The following is a 13,352-nucleotide window of genomic DNA, read 5'->3' on the forward strand; positions in this document are numbered from 1 at the left end:
AAAGGCGGGTCCAGCTTTGAATTTCCAAAATGTGCCACTGGCGGCCGGACTGTGGTTTGTCGGTGTGCCGATCGGAACCGCGCGCGACATTACGCTCAGGGCGCTGGATGTGCTTGCCTCAGCAGATATGCTGGTTGCCGAGGATACGCGGAGCCTGCGTCACCTGATGGACATCCACGAAGTGCCTCTGGGCGGGCGACCGCTTATTGCGCTGCATGATCACAGCGGCGACGGGGTCATCCGCCGGGTGCTCGAGGCCGTCGGCAGCGGACAATCGGTTGTTTATGCGTCTGAGGCGGGCATGCCGCTCATTGCAGACCCCGGATTTGAGCTTGCCCGTGCGGCGCGCGAAAACGGGCTGATGGTGACCTCGGCGCCGGGCCCCTCTGCGGTTCTGACGGCGCTTGCGCTGGCCGGGCTGCCGACGGATGCGTTTTTCTTTGCCGGGTTTCTGCCGAACGCGAAAGCGGCGCGGCGGGCCACCCTTGAAGGGCTGCGGGATATCCCCGGCACGCTTGCGTTTTACGAATCGCCCAAGCGGCTGGTGGCGATGCTCGGCGACTGCGCCGAGGTTCTGGGCGGGGCGCGTGAGGCCGCCGTTTGCCGTGAGCTGACGAAAAAATTCGAGGAAGTCCGGCGTGGCAGCCTGCAGGAACTTGCCGGCGCCTGGGCGGACAGGCGCCCGAAAGGCGAGATCGTTGTGCTGATCGACCGGGCGCGTTCGGCAGATATTAGCACTTCGGATATAAAAGAGGACCTGACCGCCGCGCTGGAAAAAATGTCGATGCGGGATGCGGTGGATATGGTGGCGCAGGCGCACAAGACGCCGCGGCGCAAAGTCTATCAGATGGCGCTTGAACTGACGAAGGAATGACATGCCGCAGACAAAGAGCCCTGCCGGGGATACGGGACGGCTGAACTATCACGCCGGGCTTGCGGCGGAGGACTGCGTGGCACGGGCCTATGAGGCGCGCGGAGCGGCAGTTGCGCACAAACGCTGGCGTGGCGCGGGCGGCGAGATTGATCTGGTCCTTCGGGAAGGGGAGACGCTCGTCTTTGTGGAAGTGAAGAAAAGCCGGACATTTGAAGCCGCCGCCCGCCGGATCAGCGCCACACAGATCGCACGAATTTTTGCCGCAGCATCCGGGTTTATCGCCGGTGAGCCTGCCGGACAGCTGACACCTGTGCGCTTTGATGCGGCCCTTGTGGATGCGACCGGTGCGGTCAGTATCCTGCCGGGCGCTTTGCATAACGCCTGAAGGCACAAGGCCTCATGCGGCCATTGCACCTGCGTCGCCTCTGGTCCATCAAGAGGCCGACAGCGCAGGAGTGATTATGAAAGTTGCCTTTCAGATGGATCCCGTCGGGGATGTGAATATCGATGCCGACAGCTCCTTCCGGCTGGCGGAAGAAGCTCAGGCCCGCGGGCATGAGCTCTTTTTCTATACGCCGGACCACCTCGCATATCAGGAAGGGCGCATCACCGCCCGTGGTCACGATATGACCGTGCGACGCAAACAGGGCGAGCACGCAGACCTCGGCCCGGAGCGCGAAGCTGATCTGAGCACATTCGATGTGGTCTGGCTGCGTCAGGACCCGCCCTTTGACATGCACTACATTACGTCAACTCACCTGCTGGACCGTCTGGCGCCTGATACGCTGGTGGTGAATGATCCGTTCTGGGTCCGGAATTATCCGGAGAAACTGCTGGTGCTGGATTTCCCGGCGCTGACCCCGCCGACGACAATCGCCCGTGATCTTTCCACAATCAAAGCGTTCAAGGAAAAGCACGGCGATATCATTCTGAAACCGCTTTACGGCAACGGGGGTGCCGGGGTGTTCCGCCTCGATGAAAATGACCGCAACCTTACTTCGTTGCATGAACTTTTCACCGGGTTCTCGCGCGAGCCGCTGATCGTCCAGAAATTTCTGCCAGCAGTCTCAAAAGGCGACAAACGGGTGATTCTTGTGGATGGTGAGCCCGTGGGCGCAATCAACCGCGTCCCGGCAGCCGGTGAGACGCGGTCCAATATGCATGTGGGCGGGCGTCCGGAGAAAGTCGGCCTGACCGAGCGCGACCTGGAAATCTGCGCCGTCATCGGCCCGCTGCTGCGCGAGAAAGGCCAGATTTTCGTCGGCATCGACGTAATCGGCGATTACCTCACTGAGATCAATGTGACGTCGCCGACCGGGATCCAGGAGCTGGAACGGTTTGACGGTGTCAACATCGCCGGCAAAATCTGGGAGGCGATAGAGGCGCGGCGCGCCTGAGACCGTTCATGTGGCAACGGGCCGGGCAAGTCGCAGCCCCACAGCTTCGGCCAGGTGAGGATAACGGACAGTAGCGGAGCCTTCGAGGTCAGCAATGGTGCGTGCCACGCGCATGACCCGGTGATACCCGCGCGCCGACAGCCCCAGTTTATCCGCCACCCTGACCAGCAGTTCGCGCCCTTCGCTGTCGGGGCTTGCGATTTCGTCGAGCATGCTGCCGGCCGCATCGGCATTTGACCACATGTCGGGGTGCTCTGCGTAGCGCCCGGCCTGCAGAGCATGGGCGGCTGTGACCCGCTGAGCCACGTCTTCGGACGTGTCCCCGGCCGCCGGCAGATCGAGGTCGGAGCACGCAACAGGCGGGACATCGACGCGCAGATCAAAGCGGTCCATCAGAGGTCCGGAGATACGTCCAAGATAGTCGTCTCCGCAGACCGGCACTTTGGCGCAGGCGCGCGCAGGGTCGGTCATGTATCCGCACCGGCAGGGGTTGGCCGCTGCGACCAGCATAAAGCGGCAGGGGTATTTCACATGGGCCTGGGCGCGGGCGATCATGACCTCGCCGGTTTCCAGCGGCTGCCGGAGGCTTTCGAGGATATTGCGCGGGAATTCCGGCAGTTCATCCATGAACAGGACACCGTTATGCGCCAGCGAAACCTCGCCCGGGCGCGCCAACCGACCTCCGCCGATCACCGCAGCCGCCGAGGAGGTATGATGCGGATCGCGAAAGGGCCGGTTGCGGGAAATGCCACCTTCATCGAGCAGCCCGGCCACCGAATGGATCATTGAGGTTTCAAGCGCCTCGCGGGCGGTGAGCGCGGGCAGAATACCGGCCAGCCGCCGCGCGAGCATCGATTTCCCGGTACCTGGCGGGCCGACAAGCAGCAGGTTGTGGCGCCCTGCCGCGGCGATCTCGAGTGCGCGTTTTGCCCGTTCCTGGCCTTTGACGTCCCGCATGTCGTGAAAAGACGGGGTCCGGGAGACTTCGCCAGGCTCTGAGGGGGCGATGGGGGTTTGTCCGGACGCATGGCGGATCACGTCGCTCAGGGAGTGCGCGGCGGTGACGCGGGCGCCGCTGACCCAGGCGGCCTCGCGCCCGCAGGCCGCGGGGCAGATGAGTTCAAGGTCTTCGGCCGCTGCCGTTACAGCCGCAGGCAGGCTGCCGGTGACAGGGACCAGCGTGCCATCGAGCGACATCTCACCTAGTGAGACCATCCCGCGCGCCATATCCGACGGGATGATTTCGAGTGCAGAGAGCAGTGCTATTGCGATCGGCAGGTCGAAATGACTGCCTTCCTTAGGCAGATCGGCAGGGCTGAGATTGATCGTGACTTTTTTCGAGGGAAAGGCGATGGCCATTCCTGCGAGGGCCGACCGGATCCGGTCGCGCGCCTCGGAGACGGCTTTGTCCGGCAGGCCTACGATGCTGAACCCCGGAAGGCCCGGGGTCAGCGAACACTGGACTTCGACAAGGCAGGCTTCTGTGCCGCGGAAAGCGACGGAATGGGTGAGTGTGATCATGGGCCCCCGCAACCGGATATCATGGTTAACGGTAGCCGCAGCAGCCTTACTGAAACCTTAACGCTTTTACCGGATCATACAGGCCAGGGGGTGGTCGGACAGCCGGCAGGATAGGGAAAGGGGTTATAGGTGTGCCGGAGGCCTTCGGTTCGCCAGGCAAGAAACGACGGCTCGCGGATCGCCTGCCGGCAGTATTCGGCGGCCGCCTGCGATACATTGAGGTCATAGCCCGTAATCCGGGCGGCGACGGGTGCATAAAAGATGTCCGCGAGGCTGTAACGGCCCAGCAGCCACGGCCCGTCACGGCCCGGGCTGCATTGCGCCCAGGACCAGAGTTCTTCGATCCGCGCAAGATCGGATTTTACCGCATCAGATGCTTCAAAACCCTCGTTCACGTGCTGCAGCTGCATCGGGCAGGCTGCGCGCAGGGCCGTAAACCCCGATGCCATTGCGGCACAAAGCCAGCGTGCGCGTATTCTCAGGGCAGGATCTTCGGGCCAGAGGTGCGCTTCCGGGTGTCGTTCGGCGAGCGTCTCAGCGATGGCGAGGGTTTCACCAATTACCTCGCCCTGGGGCGTTCTTACAACCGGCACCAGCCTGGCAGGGGTCAGACCAGCCAGTTCCGCGGCCATCGTTCCGGAGTAAAGCCCCACCATATGGGTCCGGAACGGTTGCCCGGATTTTTCCAGCATCAGCCAGCCGCGCAGCGACCAGCTCGAAAAGGTGCGATCGCCGATATAAAGATCATATGTCATATTCGTGACGCTATGCGACTGCCGGGAGCGGGTAAAACGCCGTTATGTGACGCGGGGCATCACGAAAGGTGATTGATCCGGTGCACTTTGCCTGCATCTCCGTCCCAGGAGATTGTTGTGACCGACAGATTATCGATCCGGTGGGCCAGCGCGTCATAAGGCGGCACCTGCAGTGCCTGCTGTATCTGCGTCAAAATCACACCGAAGTGCGCCACAGCGATGATATCGGCGCCGGGGTGCGCGACATTCATCTGCTGCACGACGGCGCTGACCCTTTGCGCGGTCATGTTCCAGCTTTCGCCATCCGGGGCGCGGACATCACCCGGCTCTTCCCAGAACGCGCGGCTGAGGACAGGGTCGCGCGCGGCCACTGCGTCAAAGTGCATGCCGTCCCAGACGCCGAAGTGCATCTCCCGCAGATCGGGGTGGTGATCGAGCCGCTGGTGACCCGGGCCTGTGATCACATCTGCTGTGGCCGAAGCACGCAGGAGATCCGAAGAGATGACCAGCGCCTGTCCGGGCAGCGCCTGCCGCAGCCGGCTGATCTGTGCTGTATCAGACAGATCCGCCGGCACGTCGCGCCATCCGACAAAGGCCTTTTCATTTGTCGGCCCGTGCCGGACCCAGTGCCAGGTGGTCATGGCAGCTGTCCTTTGAGCACCTGCGGCAACCCGGCTGTCACAAGCACGACCACGTCCGCCTGTTCGGCCAGCGCGATGTTCAGCCGCCCCTGAAGGTCGCGAAAATGACGGGCCAGTGCGTTTTCGGGCACAATCCCGTGTCCTACTTCATTTGACACCACCACGACCGGTCCGCGACACGCCGCAATATCCGACAACAGGCCGGACCGGGCGCGACTGGTATCGCTGTCATCCATCAAATGATTTGTCAGCCACATGGTTGCACAATCAATCAGGACAGCTTCTGATTCCGCGACGGTCTGCAGGCCCGGGCCAAGGTCTGTCTCATGCTCGAGCGTGCGCCACTGATCACTTCTGCGAGATTGATGCACTTTAATCCGGGATTTAATTTCATCGTCAAAAGCTCTCGACGTCGCCAGGTAAACAGGGTCTAAACGACTGCTTAATAAATAGTTTTCAGCCCAGACAGATTTTCCGGAAGCGGCTCCACCTAGAACGAACGTCAGCTTTGGCAACATTTTATGAACCTTTGCGGTGAACCAATCCGGTGTACGGTGCGTAACTATATCAAATGTGCACGGCAAGGTGTGCTTCATCTGACTGGGAGATGTCGCTATGGCACTGGATACTGCAAGAGATATGTCGCTTTCACGCATTGCAATGAAAGCTGAGCTTCTGGACGCAGAAACTGAACTCAGGCTGGCATATGCATGGCGTGACGAGCGCTGCGAGCAATCGCTTCACCGCCTGATTACGGCTTACATGCGGCTCGCTATTTCAATGGCGTCCAAATTCAAACGCTACGGCGCTCCGATGAATGACCTGATTCAGGAAGCGGGTCTTGGTCTGATGAAGGCTGCCGACAAGTTTGACCCTGACCGGGGTGTGCGGTTTTCGACATATGCCGTCTGGTGGATTAAAGCCTCCATTCAGGATTACGTGATGCGCAACTGGTCGATGGTTCGAACCGGATCCACATCCTCCCAGAAATCACTCTTTTTCAACATGCGGCGTGTTCAGGCCCGGCTTGAGCGTGAGAGCGCTGCCGCGGGCGAGACGCTTGACCGGCACCAGCTGCGCCAGATGATCTCGACTGAAATCGGGGTGCCGCTGCATGACGTTGAGATGATGGAAGGGCGCCTGTCGGGCTCTGATTATTCTCTGAATGCCACGCAGTCGACCGAGGACGAGGGTCGCGAATGGATCGACGCGCTGGAAGACGACAGCGCGCAGGCCTCGGAAACGGTCGAGCATGCGCATGACACGGAACAGCTGCGCGAGTGGTTGTTGCATGCGATGAATGATCTGAATGAGCGCGAGCGCTTTATCGTGCGTGAACGCAAACTACGCGAAGCGCCCCGCACACTCGAGAGCCTCGGACAGGAGCTGAGCCTCAGCAAAGAGCGTGTGCGCCAGCTTGAGGCCGCGGCCTTTGGCAAGATGCGCAAGTCTCTGGAGAACCAGTCCCGGGAAGTGCTGCATTTCCTCGCGTGACACACCGTTTTGCCGGTCTGATCTTTACACTGAGCGCTGCCATTCCGGCGGCGCTTTTTGCGCAGCATGCCCCGTCGCCTGCGCCCCGATCGGCGGACATCGTGTTTCTGGGCGAGCTGCACGACAATCCGGAACATCACGCGCGTCAGGCAGGCTGGGTGGCGCAGATCGCTCCTGAGACACTGGTTTTCGAGATGCTGACTGCGGAACAGGCCGCACGCGTGACGCCTGAGAACCGCAGTGATCCGCAGGCCCTGGGCGAAACGCTTGGGTGGGAAGCATCCGGCTGGCCCGATTTTTCGATGTATTACCCGATTTTCGAAGCGGCGCCGGAGGCGCGGATCGTCGGTGCGGCAGTGCCGCGCGAGGCGCTGCAGGCGGCGGTCCGGCAGGATCCGGGCACGGCCGGGGACCCGGCGATTTCGGCGGCATTCGGCCTCCATGAACCGCTCAGCGAAGCCGAACAGACCGCCCGCGAAGCGCTGCAGGCCTCAGCCCACTGTGACGCGCTTCCCGAAGATATGCTGCCCGGCATGGTCAATGTACAGCGGCTGCGGGATGCCACACTGGCGGCACGGGCGCTGGATGCATTCCGCGAGAGGGGCGGCCCGGTGGTTGTGATCACCGGGAATGGTCATGCCCGTACCGACTGGGGCGCGCCTGCGCTTCTGAGACGCGCAGCACCCGATCTGGCCGTTTTTGCGCTGGGTCAGGGAGAAAACGGCGACCCGCCCGGAGGCGATTTTGACCAGGTTGCGGACGCCGAACCGGTTGACCGGGGTGATCCCTGCGAGGCGTTTCGCTGAAACCGGCCGGGATGTCGCAGTAATCCGGGCTGGTGGTCCGGGGCCGCCCATCCTATTATCCGGGCAAAATATCCGGTATAAGAGCGCTATCATGCTGACAGGTAAACATATTCTGCTGATCATCAGCGGCGGAATTGCGGCCTATAAATCGCTCGATCTGATCCGGCGGTTGCGGGAAAGGGGCGCCACCGTGACACCGGTGCTGACGACAGCGGCAGAGCAGTTCGTCACACCGCTCGCCGTGTCGGCGCTGGCCGGGCAAAAGTGTTATCGCGATCTTTTCGATCTGACCGATGAAGCGGAGATGGGTCATATTCAGCTGAGCCGGGTGGCTGATCTGATTGTTGTGGCCCCGGCCACCGCCAATCTGATGGCACAGATGGTACAGGGGCTTGCCGGTGACCTTGCCGGCACGCTGTTGCTGGCGACCGATACGCCGGTGATGATCGCGCCTGCGATGAATGTGCGCATGTGGGAGCATCCGGCGACACAGCGCAACCTGGAACAACTGCGTGCTGACGGGGTGTCGGTTGTGGGTCCTGCCTCGGGTGATATGGCCTGCGGAGAATACGGGCCGGGTCGGATGTCAGAACCGCTGGAGATTGTAGCCGCCATCGAAGCTGCGCTGAGCGGCGGTCCGCTGTCAGGGCGCCATATCCTCGTGACCTCCGGGCCCACCCATGAGCCCATTGATCCGGTGCGTTATATCGCGAACCGGTCCTCCGGCGCGCAGGGAAGTGCCATTGCACGGGCACTGATCTCGCTCGGCGCGCAGGTCACATTTGTGACCGGCCCGGCTGATGCTCCGCGCCCGCCGGGTGCGCATGTGCTCGAAGTGCAGACAGCGCAGGAAATGCATGACGCTGTGATCTCGGCCCTGCCTGCCGATGCCGCGATTTTTGCCGCAGCCGTCGCCGACTGGCGCATGGCCGAAGCCAGCACACGCAAGCTGAAGAAATCAAAAGACGGGTTGCCGGTTCTGGCTTTTGCTGAAAACCCTGACATCCTCCGACATGTCTCGGGGCTCGGGGACAACCGGCCCGGGCTGGTCGTCGGGTTTGCTGCGGAGACCGACGACGTCATTGATAACGCGACGGCCAAACGGGACCGCAAGGGCTGTGACTGGATTCTGGCCAATGATGTGTCCCCGGGTTCGGGCATTATGGGCGGCACAGAAAACGCGGTCGTGCTGATCGACGCGACAGGCGCCGATACATGGCCGCGCATGACGAAGGACGATGTGGCGCAGCGTCTAGCGCGGCGTATTGCCGATGCTCTCGGCGCGGTGCAGAACTAAGAACTTGGCAGGGGGTCCCGGGGTGGTTCAGATCAGAATAATGCCTGTGGACGGGGCGGATGTCGTGCTGCCCGCCTATGAAACCAGCGGCGCTGCAGGCGCGGATGTGCGGGCATATCTTCCGGACGGCCCGATGATCATTGAGACGGGCGCGCGGGCGCTGGTGCCGACCGGTCTGCAGATGGAAATCCCGCCCGGCTTTGAAGTTCAGGTGCGACCCCGCTCGGGACTAGCGCTGAAACACGGGCTGATGCTGGCCAACAGCCCCGGCACCATCGACAGCGATTATCGCGGTCCCGTCGGCGTCATCGTTCTCAACGCCGGCGACGCACCCTTCGAGGTCACGCACGGGCTGCGCATCGCGCAACTGGTCGTGGCCCCTGTGGTGCAGGCGGAGTTTGTCCCTGCGGGGACGCTGGATGACACCACGCGCGGGGCGGGTGGTTTCGGCTCGACCGGGGTCGGCTGATGATCCTGGTTCTGGCACTGGCCGCTGTGTTGTGGGGCGTCGGGCATCTGATGGGCGCGCCACGATCGGCGCGGATCTCAATGATAGGGTTGCTTTATATCGGCGTTCTGGCCCTGCACCTGCTGTTGCCCGATGCTCACCCGCTGCGCATGGCAACCGGCGAGAGTGCGGCTCTGTGGCTGATCGTCGGAGGGTTTGTCGTTCTGGTCTGGGGCTATCGCCGTGTTCTCGCAGGCCTGCGTGCCCGCGCGGGTGAAGGCGAGGCAAAGCGTGCCGCGGCAGGCCCGGCCCCTGCATTCTCGGATACAGAGCTTAACCGGTATGCGCGCCATATCGTCCTGCGTGAAATCGGCGGGCCCGGGCAAAAGGCGCTCAAAGAGGCAAAGGTGCTGGTGATCGGTGCGGGTGGTCTGGGCGCGCCTGCGCTGCAGTATCTGGCAGCGGCCGGCCTCGGCACCATCGGGGTGGTCGATGACGACAGTGTCGAAAACGCCAACCTTCAGCGCCAGGTGATCCATAAAGACAGCGCCATCGGCACGCCCAAGGTTTTCTCGGCGCAGGCCGAAATGGAAGCGCAGAACCCTTACGTCACTGTGCGCCCCTATCACCGGCGGCTGACGGCGGACATCGCCGCCGGGCTCTTTGCCGAATATGATCTGGTGCTTGACGGTACAGATAATTTCGAGACCCGCTATCTGGTCAACGAGACCGCAGTGGCGGCAGGTATTCCGCTGGTGTCCGGGGCGCTGAGCCAGTGGGAAGGGCAGATCAGCGTCTTTGACCCTTCTGCCGGCGCGCCCTGCTACCGGTGTGTTTTCGATGCGCCGCCTCCGCCGGAGCTTGCGCCTTCCTGCGCGGAGGCCGGCGTGATCGGGCCTTTGCCCGGCGTGATCGGCGCGATGATGGCGGTCGAGGCGATCAAGATCATCACCGGCGCGGGCGCTGTTCTGCGCGGGCAGATGGTGATCTATGATGCGCTTTACGGTGAGAGCCGGCGGATTACGGTCAGGCGCCGGGACGACTGCCCGGTCTGCGCCGAAGTTTAGCACGCCGGTACGTTTCTCCTGCGGTATCCGCATCGCGGTGGTTGTGCAGCCGGGGTCCTAACCCTAGCTTGAGCGCAAAGGAGAACCCCCATGACAAACCCGCTGCTGCAGGACTGGAACACGCCGTTTGAGCTTCCTCCCTTTGACCTTATTTCGGACGAGGATTTTGAGCCGGCGCTCGACACTGCACTGACACAGCACAGGGCTGAGATTGACGCGATTGCGGGATCCGGCGAGGCGCCTGACTTTGACAACACCATCGGCGCTCTGGAAGCGGCTGGCCGGTCGCTGGACAAAGTGCTGGGTGTCTTTTTCAACATCGCCGGGGCCGACAGCAACCCGCGGCGTGAAGAGTTGCAGCGGCTCTTTTCACCTAAGCTCTCGGCGCATTTCTCGGATATTTCCGGCAACAAGAAACTCTTTGCGCGCGTTGCTGCCGTCTGGCAGGCCCGCGGGGATCTGACGCTGACCGAAGAACAACAGCGCGTTCTGATGCTGACGCACCGCGGTTTTGTGCGCGCCGGTGCCGCACTTGAGGGTGACGCGGATGCCCGGATGAAGGAGATCAAAAGCCGCCTTGCCGTCCTTGGCACAGAGTTTACCCAGAACCTGCTGGCTGACGAGCGTGACTGGTTCATGCCGCTCGACGAAGACGATCTTGAAGGATTGCCCGCTTTTGTGACCTCAGCCGCGCGTGCCGCCGGTCAGGAAAAAGATGCAGGTGGCCCGGTGATCACGCTTTCCCGGTCGCTGATCGTGCCGTTCCTACAGTTTTCACCGCGCCGGGATCTGCGCGAGAAGGCCTTTCAGGCCTGGGCGGCACGGGGCGCCGGCGGCGGTGAAACGGACAACCGCAGCATTGCCGCTGAGATACTGGCGCTGCGCGACGAGCGTGCAAAGCTTCTGGGGTATGAAAGCTTTGCCGCCTACAAGCTTGAAACCGAAATGGCTGGTACGCCCGAGGCTGTGCGTGATCTGCTGATGGCGGTCTGGTCGCCTGCCCGCACCCGGGCCGAAGCCGATACAGAGGTGCTGACAAAGATGATGCAGGCCGACGGCGTGAACGGGCCGCTGGCCCCCTGGGACTGGCGCTATTATGCGGAAAAACGCCGCGCGGCAGAGCACGATCTCGATGAGGCGGAGCTGAAACCCTATTTTCAGCTCGACCGGATGATTGATGCATCTTTTGCCTGTGCGACCCGGCTTTTCGGGCTGGCGTTTAAACCGCTTGATGTGCCGCTCTACCACCCCGACTGCCGGGCCTGGGAGGTGACGCGCAACGGTAAGCATCTGGCGGTGTTCATCGGCGATTACTTCGCGCGCGGGTCCAAGCGTTCAGGGGCCTGGTGTTCCGCGATCCGGTCGCAGGCGAAATTCCCGGAAAGCCAGACGCCCGTCGTCGTCAACGTATGCAATTTTGCCAAAGGGGATCCGGCGCTGCTGTCTTATGATGACGCGCGTACACTCTTTCATGAATTTGGTCACGCGCTGCATCAGATGCTGTCGGATGTGACCTATGAAAGCGTGTCCGGCACGTCCGTGGCACGTGATTTTGTTGAACTGCCGAGCCAGCTTTATGAGCACTGGCTGGAAGTCCCGGAAGTTCTGTCGGAGTTCGCAACCCACGCGGAAACCGGTGCGCCCATGCCGCAGGAAATGCTGGACAGGGTGCTGGGTGCGGCCAATTTCGACATGGGCTTTCAGACGGTTGAATATGTGGCCTCCGCCCTTGTTGATCTGGCGTTTCATGACGGGCCGGCCCCGTCGGATCCGATGCAGATGCAGGCAGATGTACTGGCAGAGCTTGGCATGCCCGCCGCGATCACGATGCGTCACGCCACACCGCAGTTCGCCCATGTTTTTGCCGGCGACGGATATTCAAGCGGCTATTACAGCTACATGTGGTCCGAAGTAATGGATGCAGACGCCTTTGAAGCCTTTGAGGAGGCAGGATCGGCCTTTGATGCAGTCCGTGCGGCCTCGCTTGAAGAGCATATCCTCTCGACCGGAGGCAGCCGCGACGCAGCCGAGCTTTATACTGCATTCCGCGGGCGTCTGCCGGGGGTCGATGCGCTTCTGAAAGGGCGCGGTCTGGCGGCGGAGTAACCGGCGCTTCAGTAACCGCGCGCGCGGTCCACAAGGTAGAGGAACGGCTCACCCGCCTCACCGCGGCGGATGTTTTCAGCGATGACACGGGTGGCTGTCAGTTCGCGCGTTTCGGCGGCAATATGGGGCGTTACCGTCACCTGACGATGCGCCCAGAAGGGGTGCTCTGCGGGCAGGGGTTCGGTGCGGAAGACATCCAGCGTGGCATGGGCCACCTGACCGCTGTCGAGGGCAGCGATCAGCGCGTCATCATCAATCAGCGGACCGCGCCCCGGGTTGATTACAAACGCACCTTTGCGCAGAAGCGCCAGACGCTGAGCGTTCAGCGTGTTTTCCGTGGCCGGCGTGTCGGGCAGCAAAAGAATGACAATATCCGCACCGCGCAAGGCGTCATCAAGCCCGCTGTCGGCATGATACATGTCGACACCGGCAACTTCCCTGGGGCTGCGGCTCCATCCGCGTACTCTGAACTGTAACGCAAGAAGGCTTTGCGCCACTGACGAGCCGAGCTCTCCCATACCCAGAATTGTTACTATGCGCTCTTCGGCCAGCGGTGGGGTGACAGGATTCCAGGTGCCGGACTGGTCCGTGATATGCTGATCCATACCCAGATGATGGCGCAATGTGTGCCCGGTGACCCATTCGGTCATAGACCGCGTCATGCCCGGATCAACCATGCGCGCCAGCGGCTGCGTCAGTGTTTCATTGCCGGTAATTGCCTCCACCCCGGCCCAGAGGTTCAGGACGGCCTTAGTCCGGGTGTAGGGCGTGAAATCCTGCACCGGCGAATTCGGCGCGTAGACGATGTAATCCACCTCGGCAGGGGGCAGATCCTGAGACAGTACCGTGTCCGGAAAACCAGCCTCTTGCAGCGCGTTGCGCAGCGGTTCTGCATAGGTGTCCCAGCGCTCCTGGCGCGCGGCAAAAAGGATGTTCAGGGGCATCT

Annotated in this window: 14 protein-coding genes; 9 read left to right on the forward strand and 5 right to left on the reverse strand. The window is 62.2% G+C overall.

Annotation, left to right across the window (positions count from 1 at the left end; all coding sequences use genetic code 11):
• Positions 1 to 16 precede the first annotated feature (16 nt).
• From rsmI to gshB, 3 genes are all read left to right on the forward strand, one after another.
• Positions 17 to 874, forward strand: coding sequence for a 16S rRNA (cytidine(1402)-2'-O)-methyltransferase (rsmI, locus tag G3256_RS02085; protein WP_169639262.1), 858 nt, complete (start codon positions 17 to 19; stop codon positions 872 to 874).
• A 1-nt stretch (position 875) separates the two neighbouring features.
• Positions 876 to 1,259, forward strand: a complete 384-nt coding sequence (locus G3256_RS02090; protein ID WP_169639263.1) for a YraN family protein — start codon at positions 876 to 878, stop codon at positions 1,257 to 1,259.
• 76 nt (positions 1,260 to 1,335) lie between these two features.
• Positions 1,336 to 2,271, forward strand: coding sequence for a glutathione synthase (gshB, locus tag G3256_RS02095; protein ID WP_169639264.1), 936 nt, complete (start codon positions 1,336 to 1,338; stop codon positions 2,269 to 2,271).
• A 6-nt stretch (positions 2,272 to 2,277) separates the two neighbouring features.
• Here gshB and G3256_RS02100 read toward each other — a convergent pair whose 3' ends face one another.
• The 4 genes from G3256_RS02100 to cobU all read right to left on the reverse strand — a co-directional run bounded on the left by G3256_RS02100 (position 2,278) and on the right by cobU (position 5,706).
• Entirely contained in the window at positions 2,278 to 3,792 is a 1,515-nt protein-coding gene (locus G3256_RS02100) for a YifB family Mg chelatase-like AAA ATPase (protein ID WP_169639265.1), read from the reverse strand.
• A 74-nt stretch (positions 3,793 to 3,866) separates the two neighbouring features.
• A complete protein-coding gene (locus G3256_RS02105; RefSeq protein ID WP_169639266.1) occupies positions 3,867 to 4,547 on the reverse strand; it encodes a glutathione S-transferase in 681 nt (226 codons plus the stop codon).
• A 59-nt stretch (positions 4,548 to 4,606) separates the two neighbouring features.
• Positions 4,607 to 5,188, reverse strand: coding sequence for a histidine phosphatase family protein (locus G3256_RS02110; RefSeq protein ID WP_169639267.1), 582 nt, complete (start codon positions 5,186 to 5,188; stop codon positions 4,607 to 4,609).
• Positions 5,185 to 5,706: a bifunctional adenosylcobinamide kinase/adenosylcobinamide-phosphate guanylyltransferase gene (cobU, locus tag G3256_RS02115; protein WP_169639268.1), complete on the reverse strand. Its 522-nt coding sequence runs from the start codon at positions 5,704 to 5,706 to the stop codon at positions 5,185 to 5,187. Before cobU ends, G3256_RS02110 begins: the two co-directional genes overlap by 4 nt.
• Before the next feature lie 97 nt (positions 5,707 to 5,803).
• Between cobU and G3256_RS02120 the strand changes: the two genes are divergently transcribed.
• The 6 genes from G3256_RS02120 to G3256_RS02145 all read left to right on the forward strand — a co-directional run bounded on the left by G3256_RS02120 (position 5,804) and on the right by G3256_RS02145 (position 12,406).
• Positions 5,804 to 6,682, forward strand: coding sequence for an RNA polymerase factor sigma-32 (locus tag G3256_RS02120; RefSeq protein WP_169639269.1), 879 nt, complete (start codon positions 5,804 to 5,806; stop codon positions 6,680 to 6,682).
• Positions 6,679 to 7,488 carry a ChaN family lipoprotein gene (locus G3256_RS02125; protein WP_169639270.1) on the forward strand — a complete coding sequence of 270 codons (810 nt, stop codon included), beginning with the start codon at positions 6,679 to 6,681 and terminating at the stop codon, positions 7,486 to 7,488. Before G3256_RS02120 ends, G3256_RS02125 begins: the two co-directional genes overlap by 4 nt.
• Positions 7,489 to 7,579: 91 nt before the next feature.
• Positions 7,580 to 8,785 carry a bifunctional phosphopantothenoylcysteine decarboxylase/phosphopantothenate--cysteine ligase CoaBC gene (gene coaBC, locus G3256_RS02130; RefSeq protein WP_206040779.1) on the forward strand — a complete coding sequence of 402 codons (1,206 nt, stop codon included), beginning with the start codon at positions 7,580 to 7,582 and terminating at the stop codon, positions 8,783 to 8,785.
• Between the two features lie 22 nt (positions 8,786 to 8,807).
• Complete coding sequence (gene dut, locus G3256_RS02135; RefSeq protein ID WP_169639271.1) at positions 8,808 to 9,254, forward strand: dUTP diphosphatase; 447 nt, start codon at positions 8,808 to 8,810, stop codon at positions 9,252 to 9,254.
• On the forward strand, positions 9,254 to 10,300 hold the full coding sequence (locus G3256_RS02140) for a HesA/MoeB/ThiF family protein (RefSeq protein ID WP_169639272.1): 1,047 nt from the start codon (positions 9,254 to 9,256) through the stop codon (positions 10,298 to 10,300). Before dut ends, G3256_RS02140 begins: the two co-directional genes overlap by 1 nt.
• Positions 10,301 to 10,390: 90 nt before the next feature.
• Positions 10,391 to 12,406, forward strand: coding sequence for a M3 family metallopeptidase (locus G3256_RS02145; RefSeq protein ID WP_169639273.1), 2,016 nt, complete (start codon positions 10,391 to 10,393; stop codon positions 12,404 to 12,406).
• An 8-nt stretch (positions 12,407 to 12,414) separates the two neighbouring features.
• On the opposite strand, the gene G3256_RS02150 is transcribed toward G3256_RS02145, so the two are convergent.
• On the reverse strand, positions 12,415 to 13,350 hold the full coding sequence (locus G3256_RS02150) for a 2-hydroxyacid dehydrogenase (protein WP_169639274.1): 936 nt from the start codon (positions 13,348 to 13,350) through the stop codon (positions 12,415 to 12,417).
• Between the last annotated feature and the right edge of the window lie 2 nt (positions 13,351 to 13,352).

The sequence above is a fragment of the Roseobacter ponti genome (genome assembly GCF_012932215.1).
Lineage (GTDB): Bacteria > Pseudomonadota > Alphaproteobacteria > Rhodobacterales > Rhodobacteraceae > Roseobacter > Roseobacter ponti.

Excerpts from the sequence above, each read along its gene's own strand:
- G3256_RS02090 (WP_169639263.1), top strand. The coding sequence starts at position 876 with ATGCCGCAGACAAAGAGCCCTGCCGGGGATACGGGACGGCTGAACTAT.
- gshB (WP_169639264.1), top strand. The coding sequence starts at position 1,336 with ATGAAAGTTGCCTTTCAGATGGATCCCGTCGGGGATGTGAATATCGAT.
- G3256_RS02100 (WP_169639265.1), bottom strand. The coding sequence starts at position 3,792 with ATGATCACACTCACCCATTCCGTCGCTTTCCGCGGCACAGAAGCCTGC.
- G3256_RS02105 (WP_169639266.1), bottom strand. The coding sequence starts at position 4,547 with ATGACATATGATCTTTATATCGGCGATCGCACCTTTTCGAGCTGGTCG.
- G3256_RS02110 (WP_169639267.1), bottom strand. The coding sequence starts at position 5,188 with ATGACCACCTGGCACTGGGTCCGGCACGGGCCGACAAATGAAAAGGCC.
- cobU (WP_169639268.1), bottom strand. The coding sequence starts at position 5,706 with ATGTTGCCAAAGCTGACGTTCGTTCTAGGTGGAGCCGCTTCCGGAAAA.
- G3256_RS02120 (WP_169639269.1), top strand. The coding sequence starts at position 5,804 with ATGGCACTGGATACTGCAAGAGATATGTCGCTTTCACGCATTGCAATG.
- coaBC (WP_206040779.1), top strand. The coding sequence starts at position 7,580 with ATGCTGACAGGTAAACATATTCTGCTGATCATCAGCGGCGGAATTGCG.
- G3256_RS02140 (WP_169639272.1), top strand. The coding sequence starts at position 9,254 with ATGATCCTGGTTCTGGCACTGGCCGCTGTGTTGTGGGGCGTCGGGCAT.
- G3256_RS02145 (WP_169639273.1), top strand. The coding sequence starts at position 10,391 with ATGACAAACCCGCTGCTGCAGGACTGGAACACGCCGTTTGAGCTTCCT.
- G3256_RS02150 (WP_169639274.1), bottom strand. The coding sequence starts at position 13,350 with ATGCCCCTGAACATCCTTTTTGCCGCGCGCCAGGAGCGCTGGGACACC.